At 71.1% G+C, this 22,210-nt stretch carries 21 protein-coding genes and 1 pseudogene; 16 read left to right on the top strand and 6 right to left on the bottom strand.

Annotation, left to right across the window (positions count from 1 at the left end; all coding sequences use genetic code 11):
• Positions 1-139 precede the first annotated feature (139 nt).
• From ACTWOL_RS07740 to ACTWOL_RS07710, 7 genes are all read left to right on the top strand, one after another.
• A complete protein-coding gene (locus ACTWOL_RS07740) occupies positions 140-2,200 on the top strand; it encodes a tetratricopeptide repeat protein (protein ID WP_474295719.1) in 2,061 nt (686 codons plus the stop codon).
• Between the two features lie 163 nt (positions 2,201-2,363).
• Complete coding sequence (gene ald, locus ACTWOL_RS07735; RefSeq protein WP_474301113.1) at positions 2,364-3,479, top strand: alanine dehydrogenase; 1,116 nt, start codon at positions 2,364-2,366, stop codon at positions 3,477-3,479.
• Positions 3,480-3,979: 500 nt separating this feature from the next.
• Positions 3,980-5,026: a ParA family protein gene (locus ACTWOL_RS07730; protein WP_474295716.1), complete on the top strand. Its 1,047-nt coding sequence runs from the start codon at positions 3,980-3,982 to the stop codon at positions 5,024-5,026.
• Entirely contained in the window at positions 5,011-5,577 is a 567-nt protein-coding gene (locus ACTWOL_RS07725) for a hypothetical protein (protein WP_474295713.1), read from the top strand. The genes ACTWOL_RS07730 and ACTWOL_RS07725 overlap by 16 nt, the downstream gene beginning before the upstream one ends.
• A gap of 46 nt (positions 5,578-5,623) precedes the next feature.
• Positions 5,624-6,961, top strand: coding sequence for a segregation and condensation protein A (locus ACTWOL_RS07720; protein WP_474295711.1), 1,338 nt, complete (start codon positions 5,624-5,626; stop codon positions 6,959-6,961).
• A complete protein-coding gene (scpB, locus tag ACTWOL_RS07715; RefSeq protein ID WP_474295709.1) occupies positions 6,958-7,647 on the top strand; it encodes an SMC-Scp complex subunit ScpB in 690 nt (229 codons plus the stop codon). The genes ACTWOL_RS07720 and scpB overlap by 4 nt, the downstream gene beginning before the upstream one ends.
• Before the next feature lie 326 nt (positions 7,648-7,973).
• Entirely contained in the window at positions 7,974-8,729 is a 756-nt protein-coding gene (locus tag ACTWOL_RS07710; RefSeq protein ID WP_474301111.1) for a pseudouridine synthase, read from the top strand.
• Between the two features lie 108 nt (positions 8,730-8,837).
• Here the strand turns inward: ACTWOL_RS07710 and ACTWOL_RS07705 are convergent, their stop codons facing one another.
• The gene (locus ACTWOL_RS07705) at positions 8,838-9,845 is read right to left on the bottom strand and encodes a 1-aminocyclopropane-1-carboxylate deaminase/D-cysteine desulfhydrase (RefSeq protein ID WP_474295707.1); all 1,008 of its coding nucleotides are present in this window, start codon (positions 9,843-9,845) and stop codon (positions 8,838-8,840) included.
• Between the two features lie 260 nt (positions 9,846-10,105).
• On the opposite strand from ACTWOL_RS07705, the gene pnuC reads away from it, so the two are divergent.
• From pnuC to ACTWOL_RS07675, 6 genes and pseudogenes are all read left to right on the top strand, one after another.
• Entirely contained in the window at positions 10,106-10,765 is a 660-nt protein-coding gene (gene pnuC, locus ACTWOL_RS07700; RefSeq protein ID WP_474295705.1) for a nicotinamide riboside transporter PnuC, read from the top strand.
• Complete coding sequence (locus tag ACTWOL_RS07695; RefSeq protein ID WP_474295703.1) at positions 10,762-11,877, top strand: AAA family ATPase; 1,116 nt, start codon at positions 10,762-10,764, stop codon at positions 11,875-11,877. Before pnuC ends, ACTWOL_RS07695 begins: the two co-directional genes overlap by 4 nt.
• Positions 11,874-12,614: an NUDIX hydrolase gene (locus tag ACTWOL_RS07690; protein ID WP_474295701.1), complete on the top strand. Its 741-nt coding sequence runs from the start codon at positions 11,874-11,876 to the stop codon at positions 12,612-12,614. The genes ACTWOL_RS07695 and ACTWOL_RS07690 overlap by 4 nt, the downstream gene beginning before the upstream one ends.
• 5 nt (positions 12,615-12,619) lie before the next feature.
• Complete coding sequence (locus ACTWOL_RS07685; protein ID WP_474301110.1) at positions 12,620-13,633, top strand: ADP-ribosylglycohydrolase family protein; 1,014 nt, start codon at positions 12,620-12,622, stop codon at positions 13,631-13,633.
• A 3-nt stretch (positions 13,634-13,636) separates the two neighbouring features.
• Positions 13,637-14,386 (top strand): nucleotidyltransferase domain-containing protein, encoded by a 750-nt coding sequence (locus ACTWOL_RS07680; protein ID WP_474295699.1) that lies wholly within the window; start codon positions 13,637-13,639, stop codon positions 14,384-14,386.
• 4 nt (positions 14,387-14,390) lie between these two features.
• Positions 14,391-14,732: pseudogene (locus ACTWOL_RS07675) on the top strand (transposase); the annotation flags it as partial.
• 143 nt (positions 14,733-14,875) lie between these two features.
• Here ACTWOL_RS07675 and ACTWOL_RS07670 read toward each other — a convergent pair.
• On the bottom strand, positions 14,876-15,352 hold the full coding sequence (locus ACTWOL_RS07670; protein WP_474295697.1) for a DUF1453 domain-containing protein: 477 nt from the start codon (positions 15,350-15,352) through the stop codon (positions 14,876-14,878).
• A 73-nt stretch (positions 15,353-15,425) separates the two neighbouring features.
• Here ACTWOL_RS07670 and ACTWOL_RS07665 point away from each other — a divergent pair, with 73 nt between their 5' ends.
• Positions 15,426-16,043 (top strand): TetR/AcrR family transcriptional regulator, encoded by a 618-nt coding sequence (locus ACTWOL_RS07665; protein ID WP_474295695.1) that lies wholly within the window; start codon positions 15,426-15,428, stop codon positions 16,041-16,043.
• A gap of 320 nt (positions 16,044-16,363) precedes the next feature.
• On the opposite strand, the gene ACTWOL_RS07660 is transcribed toward ACTWOL_RS07665, so the two are convergent.
• Complete coding sequence (locus tag ACTWOL_RS07660) at positions 16,364-17,044, bottom strand: nucleotidyltransferase domain-containing protein (protein ID WP_474295693.1); 681 nt, start codon at positions 17,042-17,044, stop codon at positions 16,364-16,366.
• Between the two features lie 337 nt (positions 17,045-17,381).
• On the opposite strand from ACTWOL_RS07660, the gene helR reads away from it, so the two are divergent.
• Positions 17,382-19,532, top strand: a complete 2,151-nt coding sequence (helR, locus tag ACTWOL_RS07655) for an RNA polymerase recycling motor ATPase HelR (RefSeq protein ID WP_474295691.1) — start codon at positions 17,382-17,384, stop codon at positions 19,530-19,532.
• Between the two features lie 156 nt (positions 19,533-19,688).
• Here the strand turns inward: helR and ACTWOL_RS07650 are convergent, their stop codons facing one another.
• The 3 genes from ACTWOL_RS07650 to ACTWOL_RS07640 are packed head-to-tail and all read right to left on the bottom strand — an operon-like array spanning position 19,689 to position 21,556.
• A complete protein-coding gene (locus ACTWOL_RS07650; RefSeq protein ID WP_474295690.1) occupies positions 19,689-20,222 on the bottom strand; it encodes a Rieske (2Fe-2S) protein in 534 nt (177 codons plus the stop codon).
• A 20-nt stretch (positions 20,223-20,242) separates the two neighbouring features.
• Positions 20,243-20,863, bottom strand: coding sequence for a DUF6529 family protein (locus tag ACTWOL_RS07645; RefSeq protein WP_474295688.1), 621 nt, complete (start codon positions 20,861-20,863; stop codon positions 20,243-20,245).
• A 21-nt stretch (positions 20,864-20,884) separates the two neighbouring features.
• On the bottom strand, positions 20,885-21,556 hold the full coding sequence (locus ACTWOL_RS07640) for a hypothetical protein (protein WP_474295686.1): 672 nt from the start codon (positions 21,554-21,556) through the stop codon (positions 20,885-20,887).
• Positions 21,557-21,717: 161 nt separating this feature from the next.
• Here ACTWOL_RS07640 and ACTWOL_RS07635 point away from each other — a divergent pair, with 161 nt between their 5' ends.
• Positions 21,718-22,161 carry a YidB family protein gene (locus tag ACTWOL_RS07635; RefSeq protein ID WP_474295684.1) on the top strand — a complete coding sequence of 148 codons (444 nt, stop codon included), beginning with the start codon at positions 21,718-21,720 and terminating at the stop codon, positions 22,159-22,161.
• Positions 22,162-22,210: the final 49 nt, after the last annotated feature.

The raw sequence follows: 22,210 nt of genomic DNA, 5'->3' as shown, positions 1-22,210 counted from the left end.
GAACCGGCCGCACGCGCCGCAGCGCTCCCCGGCATCCGCCGAGACGGCTGATCTACGCTCGGAGCGCCCGCACGGGGAACCTCCGGTGGGCTCGGCTCGTTCAGCGGCGGACTGGAGCGTGGCCCATGAGGGAGCAGGCGTGGACGTGAACGGCCCTTCGCCCGGTAGCCCGCCGTCTCCGGCGGCCGAGCCCGTGGCCGCGGAGGCGGCGGTGCAGGGGACCGCGAGGGGTGCGGCCGGACAATTCATCGGGCGGCAGCGCGAGTTGAAAGCCCTGCGGGCCGACATCGAACGGACCGGTCTGGACACCCTCGCGGGCCGCAAGGCACCACGCGCGAGGGTGCTGCTCGTCGCGGGGCGACCGGGCTCGGGGCGGAGCGCGCTCGCCGGGGAGCTGGTACGACGGCTGGCCGGCGAGTATCCCGACGGAGTGCTGCGGGCACGGCTCACCGACCCCGGAGGGGACGCCGTCCCCTCCGAGCGCACCGCGCGTGAACTGCTCGACGCCCTCGGCGTCACCGCCCCGCCCGGTGGGGACGAGGACGAGCTCACCGGACTGGTCCGCGACGCGCTGGCCGAGCGGCGCTGTCTGCTGCTCCTGGACGACGCCTGCGATGCGGAGCAGGTCGATCCGCTGATCCCCGACAACCCCGACTGCCTGGTCGTCGCCGTCGCCCAGGGGCCGCTCACCGGCATCCCGGACGTGCGGCCGTGCACCGTCGGCGGTATGGACCCGAAGTCCGCGATCGAACTGCTGGGCCGCTTCACCGGCGAGGTGCGGATCACCGTCGACCCGCAGGCCGCGGAGTCCCTGGTCGAGCAGTGCGGCGGCCAGCCCGCCGCCATGGTCCTGATCGGCGGCTGGCTCGCGGCCCGCCCCAGCGCCTCGGTCGCCGACGCGGCCAAGAGCCTGCGCGGACTGACGGACGACCCCGAGCGGCCCGATGGAGCGAAGCCGCTGGCCCGTACCTTCCGGCTGGTGTACGAGTCCCTGCCGCCCGCCGCGGCCCGCACGCTGCGGCTGCTCGGGCTCGCTCCGGCCGGGTTCGTGGACGCGAACACGGCGTCCGCGCTGGCCGGAGGCACGATCGCGGACGCCGCGCAGGCACTCGAGGACTTCGCCGCGCTCGGTCTGCTGCGGGAGGACGGCGACCAGGGGACGTACGAGGTGCCCGGCTGTCTCGCACCGCTCCTGCACGAGCGGATGACGGCGCACGACCGCCCCGCGGAGATCCAGCTCGCCCGCGCCCGGATGCTGGAGCGGACCGTGCGGCTGCTGCAGTCGTGCCGTGCCGTCACCGAACCCGACGGCTCCGACGCCCGCCGCAGACTGGCCGGGCTGCCGCGGACTCTGCGCTTTCCGGGCCCCGAGGCCGCCGGGGACTGGCTGCTGGCCCGCCGGGCGGCACTGTCCGCCGCAGCGCGGCTCGCCGTCACCGACGGCGAGCTGGACACCCTGGCCCGCAGGCTGATCGCCGCACTGGTGCGGGCCCTCGTCGCCCATCGCGGTCCCGAGGTGGCCGCGCCCGACCTCTACGGACTGCATCAGCTCGTCCTGGGGGTGGCCGAGCGCCGGGGCCTCGACCGGGAGCAGGCCGCGGCGCTGCTGAACCTCGCCGACCTGGATGCGCAGACGGGGCGCGTGGATGCCGCTCTGCTGCGATATCGGTCGGCTTTGGATGCCAGCCGCAGAGCAAATGACCCGTATGCCATTGGTCGAGCAATGGAATCCGTAGCAGGCACCTATCAGGAGCTGGGGGACTGGCAGCGAGCCGCCGACTGGTACGGGCGGGCCCTGTCCCAGCGGCTGGCCCGCGGTGAGCTCGCCGACGAGGCGCGGCTGTACGGCCGGATCGGCGCCGTGCAGACCTATGCGGGCCGCTACGGAGAGGCACTGCGCAGCTGGCGTGCGGCCGCGGCCGGATACCGCAGACTCGGCGATCTGTCCGGCCACGCAAGGGCCTTGAGCGAGGCGGCCCGGGTCCAGGAGTACGCGGGCAGACCCCGTGAATCCCTGCGTACCTGCGAGGAGGCCGTTGCCTGCGCGCGCCGCGCGGGAGATGTGCGGCTGCAGGCGGCGCTGCAGCTGAGGCTGGCCGACACCCTGGAGCGGCTGGGCGACCCGACCGCCGCCCGGTTGCATCGCTCCACCGCTGACCAGCTCCTTGAAACAGGGCCCTCCGGCCTACGAAATCCGTAGTGGTTCGGTCGAAGAATTTTGCTTTGCAAGGCTAGACAGCGCGAAGTCCTTCATTAGACTGGCTCTGCCGGGCGTCGCTCCGGTCCCTTCCGGTGCGCCGTACGTATCCGGGTAAATATGGAATTGCACCAAAAATCCCCCTGAGCCAAGGACCGTGATCGACGTGAAGGTCGGCATCCCCCGCGAGGTCAAGAACAACGAGTTCCGGGTGGCCATCACCCCTGCCGGAGTGCATGAGCTCGTCCGCAACGGACACCAGGTCTTCATCGAGGCGAACGCCGGCGTCGGCTCCTCGATCACGGACGAGGAGTTCGTCGCCGCCGGTGCGCAGATCCTGCCCACCGCCGACGAGGTCTGGGCCACGGCCGACATGGTGCTCAAGGTCAAGGAGCCCATCGCGGAGGAGTACCACCGTCTCCGCAAGGACCAGGTCCTCTTCACCTACCTGCACCTGGCGGCCTCCAAGGAGTGCACGGACGCCCTGGTCGAGTCCGGCACCACCGCCATCGCCTACGAGACGGTCGAGCTGCCGAGCCGCGCCCTGCCGCTGCTCGCCCCGATGTCCGAGGTCGCGGGCCGGCTGGCCCCGCAGGTCGGCGCCTACCACCTGATGCGCGCGGTCGGCGGCCGTGGTGTGCTGCCCGGCGGCGTCCCGGGTGTCACCCCGGCCAAGGCCGTCGTCATCGGCGGCGGTGTCTCCGGCTGGAACGCCACGCAGATCGCCGTCGGCATGGGCTTCGACGTGACCCTGCTGGACCGGGACATCAACAAGCTGCGCGAGGCCGACAAGATCTTCGGCACCAAGGTCAAGGCCGTCATGTCCAACTCCTTCGAGCTGGAGAAGGCCGTCCTCGATGCCGACCTCGTCATCGGCGCGGTCCTCATCCCGGGTGCCAAGGCGCCGAAGCTGGTCACCAACGAGCTGGTCTCCCGGATGAAGCCGGGAAGTGTCCTTGTCGACATCGCGATCGACCAGGGCGGCTGCTTCGAGGACTCCCGTCCCACCACCCACGCCGAGCCGACCTTCATGGTCCACAACTCGGTCTTCTACTGCGTCGCCAACATGCCGGGCGCGGTGCCGAACACCTCCACCAACGCACTCACCAACGCCACGCTGCCGTACGTCGTCTCGCTGGCGAACAACGGCTGGGTCGAGGCGCTGCGCCGTGATCCGGCGCTGGCCAAGGGCCTCAACGTCCATGAGGGCCAGGTCGTTTACAAGGAGGTTGCCGAGGCGCACGGCCTCGAGTCCGTGGAGCTGGCCACCCTCCTCGGCTGAACAAGAGCGACGTACTTGTCAATTCAGGTCGTCAACATCACACATCCGGCCGGACCTTGACGAACAAGGTCCGGCCGGATGTGTGTCCGGAGCGGGTGGGGTAATGGTTCAACTCGCCTCGAACGCAACGGTTCAACCGTTTCGCACACCCGCGAAAAGCACCGATCGACCGCCGTGCACCCTTGACAGGGAGGGGTTGGGTTGCCGACACATCGGGCCGGGTCCGGCGGATTGTGTTGCTGCGGACCGGTGACACGCCATAGAGTCGCCAACCGTCGGCATGGTGCCACGCTGACCTATCGATAAGTTTCCTGGTCACGTCCAAGGAGGTAAGACGACTTGTGAATGAGTCGACATTTTCTCCCGGGGGTGGTCATGCAGGCATCCACCCTCTGCAGCCCGAGTGCGTGGGGGTACCCCCTGCGCCGGACAGGGGTTTTGCGTCCGGGCACGAAGCTGTCGGCTCCGTCGCTGTCCGTACCTTCGCGACCCGCCAGCACATGACGACGACAGCCCACAAGAAGAAGATGATGGACGGCCGACACGTGAACGCCATGGCCGGCAACGAGAGTGGCCGAGAGTCCACCCACTTCGCCGAGTACGACGAGGTGCCCCAGGGGCACTTCTACGACCCAGACGCCGAATACGAGCCCGACCCCGAGTACGCGGCCACGCTCGCGCCCGACGCGGCGCGCCAGCGCCGTGAGCGCATCGGCCCCACCGGGCGGCCGCTGCCGTACTTCCCGATCCCGGGCCCGCTGACCGACCACGGCCCCGCGAAGATCATCGCGATGTGCAACCAGAAGGGCGGCGTCGGCAAGACGACGTCGACCATCAATCTGGGCGCGGCACTCGCGGAGTACGGACGGCGTGTCCTGCTCGTCGACTTCGACCCGCAGGGAGCCCTGTCGGTCGGCCTCGGCGTGAACCCGATGGAGCTCGACCTCACGGTCTACAACCTGCTCATGGAGCGGGGCATGTCCGCGGACGAGGTCCTGCTGAAGACGGCAGTGCCCAACATGGACCTGCTGCCGAGCAACATCGACCTCTCCGCCGCCGAGGTGCAGTTGGTGAGCGAGGTCGCCCGGGAGTCGACGCTCCAGCGCGCCCTGAAGCCGCTGATGCAGGACTACGACTACATCGTCATCGACTGCCAGCCCTCGCTCGGTCTGCTCACGGTGAACGCCCTGACGGCGGCTCACAAGGTCATCGTGCCGCTGGAGTGCGAGTTCTTCGCGCTGCGCGGTGTCGCGCTGCTGACCGAGACCATCGAGAAGGTGCAGGAGCGGCTCAACCCCGAGCTGGAGCTCGACGGCATCCTGGCCACCATGTACGACTCGCGCACGGTCCACAGCCGTGAGGTGCTGGCGCGAGTGGTCGAGGCGTTCGACGACCACGTCTACCACACGGTGATCGGGCGCACGGTGCGTTTCCCGGAGACCACGGTCGCCGGTGAGCCCATCACCACGTACGCCAGCAACTCGGTCGGCGCCGCCGCTTATCGCCAGCTCGCCAGGGAGGTGCTCGCCCGGTGTCACGCCGAGTGAGTCTGCCCGGGGCCGACGAGTTGTTCCGTACGACCGGGGGCACGGCGCTGCAGTCGTCGTCCCCGCGGCGGGGGGCGAACGCCGCCAACGGGGAGACGCGCTTGCCGGCACCGGCGGCCCCGGCGGATGAGTCGGCGGCATCCACCGTGGCTGCCCCCTCCGCCAGTGCGGCGGGGGAGGAGCACGCTCCTGCGGGAGAGGAGGCCGACACCCCCGAACCGCGCAGCCGTACCACGGCCGCCGAGGGAGACACGGCACCGGCGAAGGGCCGGACCTCCGCCGCGCCCGCTCCGGGAGCGGCGCCGAGGCGCCGGGGACGGAGCAGCAACCGGCGTCCCAGCGGCCGTGAGCGCCACGACGAGAAGATCACGGTCTATGTCTCGGCCGAGGAGCTGATCGACCTGGAGCACGCGCGCCTGGTGCTCCGCGGGGAGCACGGGCTCGCCGTCGACCGGGGGCGCATCGTGCGCGAGGCGGTGGCGGTCGTGCTCGCGGATCTGGAATCCCGGGGCGACGCGAGCATCCTGGTGCGGCGGCTGCGCGGTCGCTGACGGGATAGCCTGCGCGGGCCCGTCCCTTTCCGCACCCTGGACCGCCATGCCCCCCACCGACGACCCGGCTGCTTCCGCCCCTCGCGCCCCGCGCCGCGCGCTCGGCCGTGGCCCTGGTGCGTCCGGGCCACGGCAGCCGGCTCCCCCTCCCGAGCCCTCGCGCCCCGGCCCCCAGGACACCGCCCCCGCCGCGTCGGACGGCGTGGCCGACGGAGTGTCCGAGGGTGTCTCCGAGGTCGTGGACGCCACCCCGTCCGGCCCGCGGATCGCGGTCCTCGAGGGCCCGGGAAAGGCCCCGGCGGACGACTCCGGTGACCAGGGCACCGGCGGCGGGGCAGCGGCGGTCGTGGCGGGATCTCCTGCCGCCGGAGCCGGAGCCGGAGCCGGAGCCGGAGCCGGAGCCGGAGCCGGAGCCGCGACCGCGGACACCGCGGCCGACCGGACCGAGGAGCACCTCCCGGCGCGGAAGGTCTCGGTGGACCACGAGGCGCCGGGGCAGGCCGGGAGCCCGTCCAGGGCCGGCGCCGAGGCCGCCGACCAGGGCGGCGAGGGCGGTGAGGGCGGTGATTCGACGCCCGCGCCGGACGACGGTCGGTTCACCGTGCGGCTGGCCAATTTCGAGGGCCCCTTCGACCTCCTCCTGCAGCTGATCTCCAAGCACAAGCTGGATGTGACCGAGGTCGCCCTGTCCAAGGTCACCGACGAGTTCATGGCCCACATCCGGGCCATGGGACCCGACTGGGACCTCGACCAGACCACGGAGTTCCTCGTGGTCGCCGCGACCCTGCTGGACCTCAAGGCGGCCCGGCTGCTGCCCACCGCCGAGGTCGAGGACGAGGCGGATCTCGCGCTGCTCGAGGCACGGGACCTGCTGTTCGCGCGACTGCTGCAGTACCGCGCGTACAAGCGGATCGCGGAGATCTTCAGCGGGCGGCTCGAAGACGAGTCGAGGCGGTACCCGCGGACGGTGGGCCTCGAGGACCACCATGCCGAGCTGCTCCCCGAAGTCGTCATCAGCATCGGAGCGGAAGGCTTCGCCAAGCTGGCCGTCAAGGCCATGCAGCCCAAGCCGAAACCCCAGGTCTACGTCGACCACATCCATGCGCCTCTGGTGAGCGTGCGGGAGCAGGGCGAGCTGGTCGTGGCCCTGCTGCGGGAGCGCGGCAGGGCCAGCTTCCGCGAGCTGACCGAAGGCGTGACGGACACCCTCACCGTGGTCGCCCGGTTCCTCGCGCTGCTGGAGCTCTATCGTGACAAGGCCGTCGCCCTCGACCAGGAGACCGCCCTGGGGGAGCTCACGGTCACCTGGGCGGGCGGTGATTCCGCCGCGCACGTCACCGACGAGTTCGACCGGGCACCCGAGATCACGGAGGAGAAGGCATGAGCGACGTGGATCAGAGTGCCGTGGACGTGAGCGGCGACCTCGAGTCCCCGCTCGAGTCCGCGCTCGGGGCCGCACCCGAGCCGGCGCTCAAGCCCGCGCTCGAAGCCGTGCTCATGGTGGTCGACGAGCCGGCCACCGAGGAACACCTGGCCAAGGTGCTGCAGCGGCCGCGCAAAGCGGTCGCGGACGCCCTGCGTGAGCTCGCGGACGAGTACACCGTCCAGGGGCGCGGATTCGAGCTGCGGCTGGTCGCCGGGGGCTGGCGCTACTACACCCGGCCCGAGTACGCCGATGCCGTCGAGCGCTTCGTGCTCGACGGGCAGCAGGCCCGGCTCACCCAGGCGGCCCTGGAGACCCTCGCGGTGGTCGCCTACCGCCAGCCGGTGAGCCGGTCCCGGGTCTCGGCCGTCCGCGGAGTGAACTGCGACGGCGTCATGCGCACCCTGCTCCAGCGCGGATTGGTGGAGGAGGCGGGCGCGGAACCCGAAACAGGTGCGATCCTGTACAGGACGACGAACTACTTCCTGGAGCGGATGGGCCTGCGCGGCCTGGACGAGCTCCCGGAGCTCGCGCCGTTCCTCCCCGAGGCGGAGGCGATCGAGGCCGAGACCCAGGAAGGGGTGCCGTCGTTCGATCCGGATGCTCCGGACGCAGACGATGACGACACGACGACGACGGAACTTTGATGCGAAGCAGCGGCAGGAACAGCAGCGGACGCGGCGACTACCGGGGTGCCGGTGGGGGCACCTCCCGGTCGAAGGCTGGGGGATCGCGCGACGACAAGCAGAAGCGCGCGGGCAAGCCCCGTCCCGAAGAGCGCCGCTACGACGTCGGAGGGTCCCCGTCCGAGGGGCCCCGCAAGGGCCGTGGCACGGCTGCCCGGGGCGGCGCCAAGGGCGGCCCGAAGCAGTCCGAGCAGCGCGGCGGCGGCCGTACGGCCCCGGCACGCTCGCGTGAGTACGAAACCCGGGCCGAGGAGCGCAACCGCGAGCGCTACGCGGGCAAGCCGCAGATCAAGACGCCCAAGACCTTCCCCGGCGCGGAGCAGGAGGGCGAGCGGCTGCAGAAGGTGCTGGCCCGCGCCGGTTACGGCTCGCGGCGCGCCTGCGAGGAGCTGATCGAACAGGCCCGCGTCGAGGTCAACGGCTCGATCGTGGTCGAGCAGGGCCTCCGGGTCGACCCCGAGAAGGACGAGATCAAGGTCGACGGGCTGACGGTCGCGACCCAGTCGCACCAGTTCTTCGCGCTCAACAAGCCCGCCGGAGTCGTCTCCACCATGGAGGACCCCGACGGCCGCCAGTGCCTCGGTGACTACGTCACCAACCGTGAGACGCGTCTCTTCCACGTCGGCCGGCTCGACACCGAGACCGAGGGCATCATCCTGCTCACCAACCACGGCGAGCTGGCCCACCGTCTCACCCACCCCAAGTACGGCGTCAAGAAGACCTACCTCGCGGCCATCCAGGGTCCGCTGCCCCGGGAGGTCGGCAAGCGCCTCAAGGACGGCATCCCGCTCGAGGACGGCTACGCCCGCGCCGACCACTTCCGGGTCGTCGAGCAGACCGGGAAGAACTACCTCGTCGAGGTGACCCTCCACGAGGGCCGCAAGCACATCGTGCGCCGGATGCTCGCCGAGGCCGGCTTCCCGGTCGACAAGCTCGTCCGTACCTCCTTCGGGCCGATCGCGCTGGGCGACCAGAAGTCGGGCTGGCTGCGCCGGCTGAGCAACACCGAGGTCGGCATGCTGATGAAGGAAGTCGGCCTCTGATCCTTCCGGGCGGCGCCTGAGGCTCTTCGACGGACCCCGCCGCTGTCAGTCCCGACGGTTGGCCTTCGGCGCATGGCCGACCGCGGGACCCCGGCGGTGCCTTGTGGATCAGGCCGTATCCCGGGGTCCGTGTGTCTGGAGGAAGAGCACGGGCCCGGCGCCGAACCGGCCGTCGTCCGCCATGGCGATCAGCGCGGCCAGTGCTTTCGCCGTGTAGACGGGTTCGAGCCCGAGCCACCCCTCCTTCGCGGCGAGGCGCTGCGCGTCGACGGCCGCCGGTGTGCTGTGGCCGTATCCGGGTCCCAGCCAGTCCCGGACCATCGTCACATCGTCCGGGGTGAGCCGGGCCGGCGGAAGGTCCGCCCCCCGCTGACGCAGCAGTCGCCCGGTCTTCGCGGCGAGGGTGACGACGGCGGTCGCGTCCAGCCGCAGGGTGTCATTGACGACCACGCCCACGACACGGGTGCGCAGCCCCGCGAGCCGAAGACCGAGTGTCAGTCCCGCCGCGGTCCCTCCCGAGCCGACGGCGGTGACGACATGGGAGGGCTCGGGGAGGTCCCCGGCCGCCACCTGTGCCGCGAGCTCGAAGGCGGCCTCGACATAGCCGAGCGTGCCGATCGGGGCGGAGCCTCCCGCGGGGAGGAAGTACGGCCACCGCCCGCCGCGCGCATGGCGGAGGAAGAGCCAGGGGGCGGCCGCGACGGTCCGCGGCTTCGTGTGGGTGAAGTGGAGGGTGGCGCCTGACCGCCGCAGCCGCCGCACCTGAGCCCTCACATGGTCGTCGACCGGCTGGTCGATCAGCGCCAGTGCGGTGTGCAGGCCCTGCTCACGGGCGTAGAGCGCCGTCGCCAGGCCCCAGTTCGTGCCGAGTCCGCCCACCGTGAGGATCGTGTGGGCTCCCCGGCGGCGTACATCGGGAAGGATCCACTCCAGCTTGCGGACCTTGTTGCCGCCCCAGCCTCCCGAGCCGAACGCGCTCTCGTCCTTGCACCAGAGCGTCACGCCGCGGACGATCCCGGTCAGTTCGCGTACGGGCGTCGGCCCGTCGCCGAGCCGCAGGTGCGGCAGCGAGGCGACCAGCCGCGGACAGCGCTGGTGCAGCAGGGGTCCGTCCATGCCGGCCGACTCCCTTCCCGGGCTCACGCTGACGCCTCTGACAGGACCGGCTCAGCGTACTTGCCCTCGGGGAGCACCGGACCGGATTCCGGCTCAGCCGCCGAAGCACCGCACGCGCGTCGGCCTTTCTCGGCCCAGCGGCAACCGGTGTACAGCACCTCGCAGTGCTCCGGCTGCTTCTCGGGCCGGAGCTTCTTGTGCTTGTCGGGCCACCCTTCCTCGCTTTATAGTCAGAATGACTCTTAAGAAGGGAGGCGGGTGTGAACCCGGCAGACGTCCTCGAACCCTTGCAGCGGCCGCTGTTCACGCTGCTCGGCACCTCGGTGAGCTGGACCGAGGTGCTCGGCTTCGGCAGCGGGGCGCTCTGCGTCTGGCTGGTCGCCCGTCAGCACCTCGCCAACTGGCCCATCGGCATCGCCAACAACGTCCTGTTCGTGCTGCTGTTCACGCAGGCCGGCCTGTACGCCGACGCGGCGCTGCAGGTCGTCTTCATCACCCTCGCCGCCTACGGCTGGTGGACCTGGACCCACGGGGGTGGACCAGGCTCCGGCATCCTCCCGGTGCGCCGCACGACGCGCACCGAGTGGATGTGGCTGCTCGCGGCGGGGGTGGTGGGGACCCTCGGGCTGACGCTGCTCCTGGAGCGCGCCACCGACTCGACCGTCCCCTTCTGGGACGCGCTGACCACCGCGCTCTCGCTGATGGCGACCTACGGTCAGTGCCGGAAGCGGCTGGAGTCCTGGTGGTTGTGGATCGCGGCGGACCTCGTCTACGTGCCGCTGTACGCCTACAAGCAGCTCTACCTCACCTCGCTGCTCTACGCCGGGTTCCTGGCCCTGTGCGTGAACGGGCTGCGCTCCTGGTCACGCGACGGGGCAGCCGCGCAGCGACCGCGGGCGGCGGAGGCGACGCCGGTATGAAGCGCTACGGCCACGGCCTCGTGCTCGGCAAGTTCTATCCGCCGCACGCCGGTCACCACCATCTCGTACGCACCGCCCGTGACCGCTGCGAGCGGCTCACCGTGCTCGTTTGCGCCGCCTCCGTCGAGTCCGTACCGCTCGGGGACCGCGTGGCATGGATGCGCGAAGTGCACCCGGACGTCGATGTCGTGGGCGCCGTCGACGACGTCCCCGTCGACCTCACCGACCCGGCCGTCTGGGACGCGCACATGGCGATCTTCCGGGCGGCCGTGCCCCGGCGCGTGGACGCCGTCTTCACCTCCGAGTCGTACGGCACCGAGCTCGCCCGCCGCTTCCGTGCCGACTCCGTCTGCGTCGACCCCGGCCGCACGGTCTTCCCGGTGTCCGGTACGGCCGTGCGCAAGGACCCCGTCGGCTGCTGGGACTTCCTGGAGCCGCCGGTGCGTGCCGCGCTCGCCCGCCGGATCGTCGTACTCGGCGCCGAGTCGACCGGCACCACGACCCTGGCCACGGCGCTCGCCGGGCATTTCCGGGCGCGAGGCGGAATCTGGTCGCGCACCGGCTGCGTCCCCGAGTACGGAAGGGAGTTCAGCGAGCAGAAGCTGGCCCGGCTGCGGGCCGGTCGACCCGGTGCCGACTGGTCCGACGTCCGCTTCCGCACCGAGGACTTCCCTCTGATCGCGCGGCGGCAGGCCGAGCGCGAGGACGCCGCGGCCCGTATCGGATCGCCCGTGCTCATCTGCGACACCGACGCCTTCGCCACCACCATCTGGCACGAGCGCTACATGGGCGGGCCCAGCGACGAGGTCACCCGGATCGCGGCGCGCGGCAGGGGCGACCTGTGGCTGCTCACCGACCACAGGGGCGTGCCCTTCGAGGACGACGGACTGCGCGACGGCGAGCACCTGCGGCCCTGGATGACCGCCCGCTTCGCCGACCGGCTCGCCCGCACCGGGCGGAGGTTCCTCACCCTGAGCGGTCCGCACGGGCACCGGCTGGCCACGGCTGTCGCCGCCGTCGACGAACTGCTCGCCGATGGCTGGCAGTTCGCCGATCCTCCCCCTACCTACGGCGGGGAGGCCCCCCATGCCGGAGCGGTGGTGAACGGATGACCGACGGATCCGGCCCCGCCGCCTACGACCCGCGCGCCTTCCCGCCCTTCGCGGTCACCGTCGACCTCGCCGTCTTCACGGTCCGCGACGGCGAGTTGCAGGTGCTGCTCATCGAGCGGGGACAGGAGCCCTTCAAGGGCGCCTGGGCACTGCCCGGCGGCTTCGTCCTGCCCCGGGAGTCCGCCGGCCAGGCCGCCCGCCGTGAACTCGCCGAGGAGAGCGGGCTGTCCGAGGACACCGTCGCCGCGCTGCACCTCGAGCAGCTGCGGACGTACAGCGACCCGGACCGCGACCCCCGTATGCGGGTGGTGTCGGTCGCCTACACCGCGCTCGTCCCCGACCTGCCGGAGCCGCACGGCGGCGGCGACGCCGCACACGCCCAGTGGGTGCCCTGGGGCAGCCGCGTCCGTCTCGCCTTCGACCACGACCGCATCCTCGCCGACGCCCACGACCGCGTCGGAGCCAAGCTCGAGTACACCTGCCTCGCCACCGCCTTCTGCCCCGCCGAGTTCACCCTCGGCGAGCTGCGGCAGGTGTACGAGACCGTCTGGGGGGTCGAACTCGACCGCCCCAACTTTCGGCGCAAGGTCCTCACCACACCCGGCTTCGTCGAGGCCGTCGCGGGGGCCGCGCGCCTGACCGGCGGCCGGGGCAAGCCGGCCGCGCTCTACCGTGCGGGGCCGGCGACCGCCCTGCACCCTCCACTCCTGCGACCGGAAGGACGGCAACCGACATGACCCCGATGAGGACCGCCACCAAGCAGGCGGCCACCGGAACCCTGACCGGGCTGGCCCTCGGTGACGCACTCGGATTCCCCACCGAGTTCAACGACGTGCCCTCGATCCTGGCCAAGTGCGGGCCCTGGCGGGACATGGCCCTGCCGAAGCCCGCGATCGTCACCGACGACACCCAGATGACCCTCGCTCTCGCCCGCGGCATCCGCACCGCCACGGACCGCGGCCCGCTCGACCCGCTGCGGATGACGAGGCCGGTACGCGAGGAGTTCGTGGACTGGTACCACTCACCGGACAACAACCGCGCCCCCGGCCGCACCTGCCTGGTCGCCTGCCAGAAGCTCGACAGCGACATGCCCTGGCAGGACGCCAGCCAGATCGATTCCAAGGGCTGCGGGGCCAATATGCGCGTCGCACCCGTCGGACTCGTACCCCGGCTGAGCGAAGGCCAGCGAGCCGGTGCCGCACAGCTCCAGGCGGCACTCACCCACGGTCACCCCACGGCGCTCGCCGCCTCCGACCTCACCGCACGGGCGGTGTTCTTGCTCGCCCAGGGCACGGAACCGCTCGGTCTGGTCGGCAGGCTGCGGTCCTACGCGTACGAGAACCGCTCCCGCTACCACCAGCGCTGGCTGGGCGACCTGTGGACCCGTGCGCACGACGCCACGCCCGAGGACTTCATCCGGCGCGGCTGGGACGAGTGCCTGGGCGCTCTGGAAAGGCTGGCGTCCGCGCTGCGCGAACCGAATCCGGAAGTCGACCCGTGCATCGCCACGGGCGACGGCTGGATAGCCGAGGAGGCCCTCGCCACGGCCCTGCACTGCTTCCTGCTCTTCCCCGACCGGCCCCTGCTGGCCCTGCGCCGCGCAGCCTGCACCCGGGGCGACTCGGACTCGATCGCCTGCCTCGCCGGGGCGTTCGCCGGAGCGCATCTGGGGGCGGCGGCATGGCCCAAGGAATGGGCGGAGCGCATCGAGTACCGGAGCGAACTGCTGACGCTCGGGGCGCTCTGGGATGCTTGAGCCATGCTGGATGCCCTGAGCGTTGACCTCACCTCTGTCGTCGCCGAGCAGCCGGACCCCCTGCTCTTCGCCACGGTGTCCGGTGCGCACCTCTACGGATTCCCCTCCCGGGACTCCGACGTGGACCTGCGGGGGGTCCATGTGCTGCCGGTGGAACGGCTCGTGGGGCTGCGGGAGCCGGAGGAGACCCGGTCCCGGATGTGGGACCGGGACGGTACCGAGATGGACCTCGTGACTCACGATCTCCGCAAGTTCGTGCGGCTGATGCTGCGGCGCAACGGCTACGTGCTGGAACAGCTGCTGTCACCGCTGGTCGTCCACACGACGCAGGAGCACGCCGAGCTGGCGGCGCTGGCCCCCGGTGTGCTCACCCGGCACCACGCCCACCACTACCGCGGCTTCGCGGGCACCCAGTGGCGGCTCTTCGACAAGAGCGGCGAACTGAAGCCGCTGCTCTACACCTTCAGGGCGCTGCTCACCGGCATCCATCTGATGCGCACCGGGCAGGTGCAGGCGCATCTGCCCACGCTCCTCGGGGAGGTGAAGGCCCCGGACTATCTGCCCGAGCTCGTCGCGGCCAAGACGGAGGCCGAGCACGGCCCCGCGACGGTCGGCACCGCGGCGGTCCGCGCGGACATCGACGCGCTGCACGCCGACCTGGACGAGGCACAGGCACGGACGGCACTGCCCGACGAGCCGGGTGTGTTCGCCGCCCTGGACGACTTCGTCGTACGGACGCGCCTGGCGCGCTAGGGGGTTGCCGAAGAACGAGGGACGAGGCGGGCGTTGGAAGAGTCACCGCAGGGTGATCAACGGCATTCTCTTCCGCCAGCCGACTGGTATCTCGTGGCGTGATCTGCCAGCCCGGTTCGGGAGGCGGAAGGCAGCGCACGACAGACATCGCAGCTGGTCGGCGGACGGCACGTGGGAAAGGATCCTGCGGGCCGTCCAGGCTGATGCCGATACTGAAGGCCGGATTGACTGGAGCATGGTCAGCGTGGACTCGACCGCCTGCCGCGCCCATCAACATGCCGCAGGCGCCCGCACCGCCGAGCCGCGTTCGAGCGGACCATCAACGCGCTCAAGGGCTTCCGCGCCGTAGCCACCCGATTCGACAAGAGGGCGTACATCTTCCATGGCACCGTGACCGTCGCTGCCATTCATCTGTGGCTCCGCTCATGACCTGCCGGACGATGCCGCCAGAGCGGGTCCGACACATGCGGGCACGGGTATGACAAGGAGTCAGCGAGTACGTGCCGGGGCGAAGGGGATCCCCGAAGTCATTCCGCGGCGGCCGACCATGAGGGACTCGCCCAGGAAGCTCACGCCGATGGACAGCTGGATGGGGCGTGCGTTCTCGTGCATGCCCATCTTCACCGCCAGGATGCTGAAGCCGGCTGCGACTGCCAGGGTGCCGATGAGGGCGAGGAAGGTGCGGCCGGTGTATCGCTGCCACAGGACACCTCCCTTGTCGACGAGCTGAACGGTGGCGCCACGGAGTGCGCCGAGTGCCGCACCGAAGACGGCGCCCGCGACGACCCAAGTGAGGTCGGTGCCGGTCAGTTCCGTCTTCTTGACGAGGGACAGGATTCCGATCCCGGTCAGGATCGCCGGGGCCACGAAGAGGTCCTTCGCGTTGACCGGTTCACCGATCATCCGTTTGATCACGACCGCGATCACGACCACCGCGATGATCGCAGCGAGCAGCCAGGGGTTCACGCGGGTACCACCCATCTTTATGGCGCGCTTGAGCTAAAAAAGGATGTTAGCTCGGCCGTGCTATAAAGGCAACGTGCCAAAGATCGTCGATCCCGTCGCCCGCCGCAGGGCAGTGGCGCAGGCCGTCCTTTCCGTCGCCGCCCGGCATGGGCTGGAGCATGCGTCGCTGCGCAACGTCGCCGATGAAGCCGGACTCGCCATTGGCTCGGTCCGCCACTACTTCGCCGACCACGACGAGTTGATGACCTTCACGATGAGGGAGCTGAGCCAGCGCATCAGCGACCGCGTCCGCATCCACGCCGAGCGGCTCCTGGCTCCTGACGGCTGCACCGACCGCCGGGCCGGAACGGAAGAGCTCCTGGCCGAGTTCCTCCCCCTGGACGAGGCCCGCCGCCAGGAGTCCGCACTCTGGCTCGCCTTCACCGCCGCAGCACTCACCCGCCCCGAACTGCAGCCCTGTGCCGCCGAAATGCAGGCCGACCTGCACACCCTGATGGCACGTGTGCTGCACGAGGCCCTGTGCGCCGGCGGACTGCCAAGCGGCTTGGACATCGAACTGGAAAGCACGCGATTGGCCGCCCTCCTCGACGGACTCAATCTCCAGGCAACGCTGCTGCCGGACCGCTATCCGCCGAAGCTGCTCCGACAGGTACTGCGACGGCACCTGGACGCCCTCAGAGCCGACAGCTGACCGGGGCCAACGCGTTCAGCGCGCACGCCTCGGAGACATCAAGGGCTGCTCACCGATCACCCGACCGGCACTTCCTGGCGGTTCGCCACCCAGCCGGCGCGGCAGGCGAAGGCCAAGAACCGTTTGACATGTGGGTCAAGCCCGGCCGGTCGTCACCCGCGTGATGCCCTGACCCATCGGACAGGGCAATACACCTAGTGCTGTGGCCGGGCGGCGGTGAGGACGGGCTCAGGTCCTGTCCGGGCGGTGCCGGACCGCGGACACCTGACCAGGGAGATCCCCGTCGGTGCCGCCCGTCCCGGCCCCGTTCAGGGCCCTGGTCACCCCACGGCAGCCCGGCGCGTACGGACCAGGAAGTCCTCCACACGCCGCCGGTCCGGCTCCTCGGGAAGCGGGCTGCCGGGGGCGGCCCGGTCGGCCTCGTCGGACAGCCGTGCCATCCAGGACTCCACATCGGCCCAGAGCATCTCGCCGCGTTTGACCGCGAGCAGCCGCTCACGGTCGTCGCCGACGTCGACGACCAGCCGCCCGGTGCGCAGCAGATTCCGGCAGGAAGCCATCAGCCGCAGCAGATGCATGGCGTGCTTCCAGCGCGGTGCCCCGTGCCGGCGTACATCGGCCTCCAGCTTGCGCCGCTGGCCGAGTGCATAGCGGGCGAAGGTGACATGGGCCTGGCGCGACAGGAACGCCTCGCGCAGGGCGAGCAGTTCACGGCCGGTGTCGTCGACGTACTCGACCAGCGGGGAGTGCAGGCACTCCAGGATGTTCGGATTGGCGCGCAGCGCCAGCTCGCAGAAGCGCTCCAGCTCCCAGCTGAACTGCTCGTCCGCAGGGCCCTCCACATGCGTCGGGGGCTTGTCGAAGCGCCAGTAGAGCGGGGTGGGGGCGAGGAAGACCCCGCGGAGGTCCGTGTCACTGTCGTCCGTGGCCAGTCCGAAGGCTCGTGAGCCCATCACACAGGAGTAGACGGTGTGATCACGTATCAGCGCTTCGGGAGTCATGCGCGACAGGCTATGCCGTGTCAGCCGGGGCCGCCCTGTCCGTCCACGGCGCATGAGAAAGGCGAGAGGGCATACCCACCTCTCGCCACTCTCAAGGTATAGCGCACCGGGGGGCTTGCGGCAAGGCCCGGGTCATGCCGCAGAATCGCACGCCGAAGCCAGAACCTGCGGAAATCGGAGATTCACGAAGTGCGTTTGCTTTTGTCGGTCCTTGGGCCGTGCGCTGCCGGCGAGCCGGTGGCCCGACTCGCGCCGCGGCTGCGGGCACTCCCAGCCGGGGGCCGGGTGCGGGTACAGCCGGGTACCACGGACGCGACGTCAGATCGGAGCCGATGACATGAACCCCCTGACCGCCAGCGCGTTCGCGCTGCACGCACGTCTCGCTCCCAAGGCCGCCCCGACGCTGGTCGCCGACGACGAGCAGCACTTCGCCGCCGTCGCGGAGAGCCTCGAGCAGGCGATCGACGAACTGTCCGACCGCCTCGACGCCGCACGCAGGGCACCCGGTGGCATCGGCCGGGAAGCGATGGAGCGGGACGCGGAGGTCCACCGGCTGACCGGTCGTCTGGGCGCCCTGCGCCGCTTCGGTCTGGACCTGTGCCTCGGACGCATGGTCAGCGCGGACGACCCCGAGCCCGTGTACGTCGGACGACTCGGCCTCACCGACAGCGCGGGGCGCCGGCTGCTGCTCGACTGGCGCTCGCCCGCGGCCGAGCCGTTCTTCGCGGCGACCCACGCCAACCCGATGGGCCTGGCGAGCCGCCGCAGATACCGCTGGACCCGCGGCCGGGTCAGCGACTACTGGGACGAGGTGTTCACCGCCGACGGGCTCGAACGGCATGCCGCGCTCGACGACCAGTCCGCGTTCATCGCCAGTCTGGGCAGCAGCAGGTCGGCCCGGATGCGGGACGTGCTCGCCACCATCCAGGCCGACCAGGACGCCGTCATCCGCGCGGGGTCGCGGGGCGCTCTCGTCGTCGACGGCGGTCCGGGTACGGGGAAGACCGTCGTCGCTCTGCACCGTTCCGCCTACCTCCTCTACTCCGACCCCCGCCTCGGCCACCGCCGCGGCGGTGTGCTGTTCGTCGGTCCGCACCAGCCCTACCTGGCCTACGTCGCCGACGTCCTCCCCAGCCTCGGCGAGGAGGGCGTGCAGACCTGCACCGTGCGGGACCTCGTCGCGGAGGGAGCCGGGGCGGCGGCCGAAGCGGACCCGCGGGTGGCCCGCCTGAAGTCGTCCGCGGACATGGTGCGGGCGATCGAGACGGCCGTCAGGTTCTACGAGGAGCCGCCGGCCGAGGGGATGACGGTCACGACCGACTGGGCCGACATCCCGCTGAGCGCCGACGACTGGGCCGAGGCGTTCGCGTCACCGGAACCGGGCACTCCGCACAACGAGGCGCGCGAGCAGATCTGGGAGGCGCTCGTCGAGATCCTTCAGGACAAGCTCGACGGCGAGGTCCCGGCCGACCGGTTCCGCAGATCGCTGCTGCACGACGAGGAGCTGGTCACGACCCTCGGCCGGGCGTGGCCGCTGCTCGAAGCGGCCGACCTCGTCGGCGACCTGTGGTCGGTACCCGCCTACCTGCGGATGTGCGCTCCTTGGCTCAGCCCCGAAGAGGTCCGCACGCTCCAGCGCAAGGACGCCCCCCAGGCATGGACGGTGTCCGACCTGCCGCTCCTCGACGCCGCACGGCAGCGGCTCGGCGACCCGGAGACGGCCCGGCTGAAGCGCCGGCAGAAGGCAGCCGTCGCCGCCCAGCGCGCGCGTATGTCCGACGTCATCGACAACGTGCTCGCGGCCGACGACGACGGTGAAGGCGCGGTGACGATGCTGCGCGGACGCGACCTGCAGGACAGTCTGATCGACGACAGCGCACTGCCCGGCGCCGACCCGGACCGGCTCGCCGGCCCGTTCGCGCACATCGTCGTGGACGAGGCCCAGGAACTGACCGACGCGGAGTGGCACATGCTGCTGCTCCGCTGCCCGTCCCGGAGCTTCACCATCGTCGGGGACCGCGCCCAGGCCAGGCACGGGTTCACGGAGACGTGGCGGCAACGGCTCGGGCGGATCGGGCTCGACCGGATCGACGTGGCATCCCTGACCGTCAACTACCGGACGCCGAAAGAGGTCATGGCGGAGGCCGAGCCGGTCATCCGGGCCGTGCTTCCGGACGCCAACGTGCCGCTCTCCATCCGCAGCGGTGATGTCCCCGTTGTCCACGGATCTCTCTCGGAACGGGACGCGATCCTCGGCACCTGGCTCGCCGAGCACGCCGACGGGACCGCCTGCGTCATCGGCGATCCCACGTTCCGGGCGACGTCCCGCGTCCGGTCGCTCACCCCGGAGCTGTCGAAGGGGCTCGAGTTCGACCTGGTCGTCCTCGTCGACCCGGAGGCGTTCGGCGAGGGGACCGAAGGAGCGGTCGACCGCTATGTCGCGATGACCCGCGCGACCCGGCAACTCGTGATCCTCAGAAGCTCCTGACGCCGCGGGCTCGCGCCGTCCGTGCTTCTGGCGTCGCCGGCTCCCGACGTCAGGGCCTCGCCTCACCGGCTCCCGACGTCAGGGCCCCGGCCTCACGGGCTCCTGACGTCGGCCGGGCCCGGGACTGGCCGGCCGCCGGGCTCCCCGCGCGGTGCGTCAGACGAGTCTGATCTCGTTACCGGAGACGGCGATCTGCTTCGCCGCCAGGGGCCGGGTCGCGGGCCCCCTGGCCACCGAGCCGTCCGTGATACGGAACTCGCTGCCGTGGCAGGGGCAGTCGATGGTGCCGTTCTCGACCTTGTCGACGGTGCAGCCCTGGTGGGTGCAGATGGCCGTGAAGGCTTTGAACCGGCCCTTCTCCGGCTGTGTCACCACGACCTTCTGTGCGGTGAACACCTTCCCACCGCCCTCGGGGACCTCGGAGGTCGTCCCCAGCTTCTCGCCCGCGGGCTGCTGTGCGCCGTCGCTCGCGGGCGGGGACGCCGTCGGCGAGCCGGGTGCGGGGACGAACGACTCGCCGCCGCCGCTGTCCTCCCCGTACTTGCTGCAGCCCGCTGCCACGACCACGGCGGCGCCGGTCATCAGCACCGTACGGCGCGTGGCGCCCTTGCCGCCCACCCGGTCACCGCCGCGCTTGCCGGCGCGGCCACTCGTACGGTCTTCCATGCCGCCGCTCGCGTCGTCAGTCATGCCGTCAGTCCTGCCCTCAGTCATGCCGTCACTCCAAACGTGCGGAAGAACCAGAGCGCCGAGGTGAGCCACAGCATGGTGAGCACGACGAAGACCACTCCGCCGACGACGGGCAGCAGCCACCCCGGCAGTCGCTCCATGCGCAACAGCAACATCTTCGCGCTGAATGCGCCAAAGAAGAAGCAGCCCAGTAGCGAGTGCCACAGGGCCCGCGGCGTGCCGGTCTGAAAGCCCAGCGCGTACAGACAGTGCACGGCCACCGGCACCGTCACCAGGAACGCGACCCGGCCCGACCAGCGGTGCAGCACCGGTGTCCACGGCCCGGCACGCAGTCCGGGCATCTGGCCGTACATCGTCAGTGCCGTGACCAGCTGGACCAGGGCGAAGGCGAGCGCGACCGTCGACAGCCAGGCCTTCACCGCGCCAGGGCTGCTGAAGCCGGCCAGATTGAAGGCGGTGGCGGCGGGGGTGTGGATCTTCCCGTACGCCCCGAGGGCGACCGCGACCGCCGCGGCGACCAGGGCCGGGACGAGGAAGCGCGCCGCGCCGGGGCTCGCGACCTCAGGCTCGGACGGGGGCTGGGACGGGGGCGGGGGAGGAGGCGGGAAGCCTCCGCTCCGGGCGTTCGGGTCCACGCTCATGACGGACGCACCTCAAGGACCTCAGGGGACGACGGGACGGGCGGTCAGCTGGGTGCCGTCCACGGTGACGGCGCCCGTGGCCGGGTCGATCGGGGGAGCCGCGGTGGACTTGCCGTCGCGCGTGACGATGCCGACCTGGCGGCCGTCCTGTGTGATGATCCAGCCGCCCTTGAGCTCGGCGCCGCGTACCTCGGCGGTCGCCCGGTACAGCCCGGCCGGCTTGTCCGCCTTGGGGGCGGTGAACAGATGGTCGCGGCCGCCGGTCCGGACCGTGCCGGTGACCCTGCCCGCGTCCAGGAAGCCGTCCAGCCGGGCGTCGGTGTCGGTGCTGGTCAGGTGCATGTCCCCGTCGTCCTCGACCGGGCCCCGCATCCAGGCCTCCTGGGTACGTCCGTCGCAGAAGTACGCGATGGCCTTGTCGCCGCGCAGCGAGATGGCGACGGACGCCGAGTCGTCGGCGGTGCGGCCCGCGTACTCGGTCTGCGGCCGGGCGACCGGGCTGGTGGCCGGGACGGTCGTCGGCGCCGGGGACGCCGGGGCGGGAGTGCTCGGGCCCGGGCTCGGCGGCCGGCTCTGGGCAGGACGCTTGACGGCGGTGGGCGCGGGTTCACCGGTCGTGGCGTTGAGCGACAGCATGAACACGCCGAGCACCAGTCCGGCGAACAGCGTGATCAGTGGTCCTGGATGCTTCATCGGCGCCTTCCGCGGGGGCGGCGGACATGGAGATTCCCATGCAAACCGACATGGCGGTGAGTGTCCACCGGTCGACGGTGCGTAATGGTCCGGGTGGCGGCACAGCCCCGAGTGGGTGACATTGGCCGTGATCCCCCTTCTCCTACGCGAAAGGCAGGACCATGGCGGGAAACGATCTCGGCAGCCTTCTGGGCAGTCTGCTCGGCGGAGGCCAGAGCGGTAGCGGTCAGAGCGGCAGTGGCCAGAACGGTGCGGGAAACATCCTGGGCGCTCTGTTCAACGCGTTCAGCGGCAACGGTAAGGGCGCGTCCAACGGCAGTCCGCTCAGTGGACTGATGGACATGCTGAACAAGTCCGGTCTCGTCGAGCAGGCCCAGTCCTGGATCGGCACCGGCCAGAACAAGCCCGTCAGCGGCTCGCAGATCGTCGAGGCGCTTCCGTCCGAGACCCTGACCAAAGTCGCGAACGAGAGCGGTGTGACACCGCAGCAGGCCGCGGACGAGATCGCCCAGTCCCTGCCGAAGGCCGTCGACAAGCTGACCCCCGAGGGGCAGCTGCCGAAGAGCGGCTCGCTCGAGGAGCTGATCAAGTCGCGGCGGATGTAGCGGCATCCGGGTACCCACCGTGGAGCGGCGGCCGTCCTCTCGTCTCGGA

The sequence above is a fragment of the Micromonospora sp. IBHARD003 genome, from assembly GCF_056106285.1.
Note: the sequence above shows the minus strand (reverse complement) of the source record. Positions and strands in the feature narration are given on the sequence as shown.

What these genes read in the sequence shown, in the direction of transcription:
- ACTWOL_RS07730 (WP_474295716.1), top strand. Translation starts at nt 3,980, where the DNA reads ATGACGACGACAGCCCACAAGAAGAAGATGATGGACGGCCGACACGTG.
- helR (WP_474295691.1), top strand. Translation starts at nt 17,382, where the DNA reads ATGAACCCCCTGACCGCCAGCGCGTTCGCGCTGCACGCACGTCTCGCT.
- ACTWOL_RS07690 (WP_474295701.1), top strand. Translation starts at nt 11,874, where the DNA reads ATGACCGACGGATCCGGCCCCGCCGCCTACGACCCGCGCGCCTTCCCG.
- ACTWOL_RS07640 (WP_474295686.1), bottom strand. Translation starts at nt 21,556, where the DNA reads ATGAAGCATCCAGGACCACTGATCACGCTGTTCGCCGGACTGGTGCTC.
- ACTWOL_RS07685 (WP_474301110.1), top strand. Translation starts at nt 12,620, where the DNA reads ATGAGGACCGCCACCAAGCAGGCGGCCACCGGAACCCTGACCGGGCTG.
- scpB (WP_474295709.1), top strand. Translation starts at nt 6,958, where the DNA reads ATGAGCGACGTGGATCAGAGTGCCGTGGACGTGAGCGGCGACCTCGAG.
- ACTWOL_RS07720 (WP_474295711.1), top strand. Translation starts at nt 5,624, where the DNA reads ATGCCCCCCACCGACGACCCGGCTGCTTCCGCCCCTCGCGCCCCGCGC.
- ACTWOL_RS07695 (WP_474295703.1), top strand. Translation starts at nt 10,762, where the DNA reads ATGAAGCGCTACGGCCACGGCCTCGTGCTCGGCAAGTTCTATCCGCCG.
- ACTWOL_RS07650 (WP_474295690.1), bottom strand. Translation starts at nt 20,222, where the DNA reads ATGACTGACGACGCGAGCGGCGGCATGGAAGACCGTACGAGTGGCCGC.
- ACTWOL_RS07680 (WP_474295699.1), top strand. Translation starts at nt 13,637, where the DNA reads ATGCTGGATGCCCTGAGCGTTGACCTCACCTCTGTCGTCGCCGAGCAG.
- ACTWOL_RS07705 (WP_474295707.1), bottom strand. Translation starts at nt 9,845, where the DNA reads ATGGACGGACCCCTGCTGCACCAGCGCTGTCCGCGGCTGGTCGCCTCG.
- ACTWOL_RS07635 (WP_474295684.1), top strand. Translation starts at nt 21,718, where the DNA reads ATGGCGGGAAACGATCTCGGCAGCCTTCTGGGCAGTCTGCTCGGCGGA.
- ACTWOL_RS07645 (WP_474295688.1), bottom strand. Translation starts at nt 20,863, where the DNA reads ATGAGCGTGGACCCGAACGCCCGGAGCGGAGGCTTCCCGCCTCCTCCC.
- ACTWOL_RS07660 (WP_474295693.1), bottom strand. Translation starts at nt 17,044, where the DNA reads ATGACTCCCGAAGCGCTGATACGTGATCACACCGTCTACTCCTGTGTG.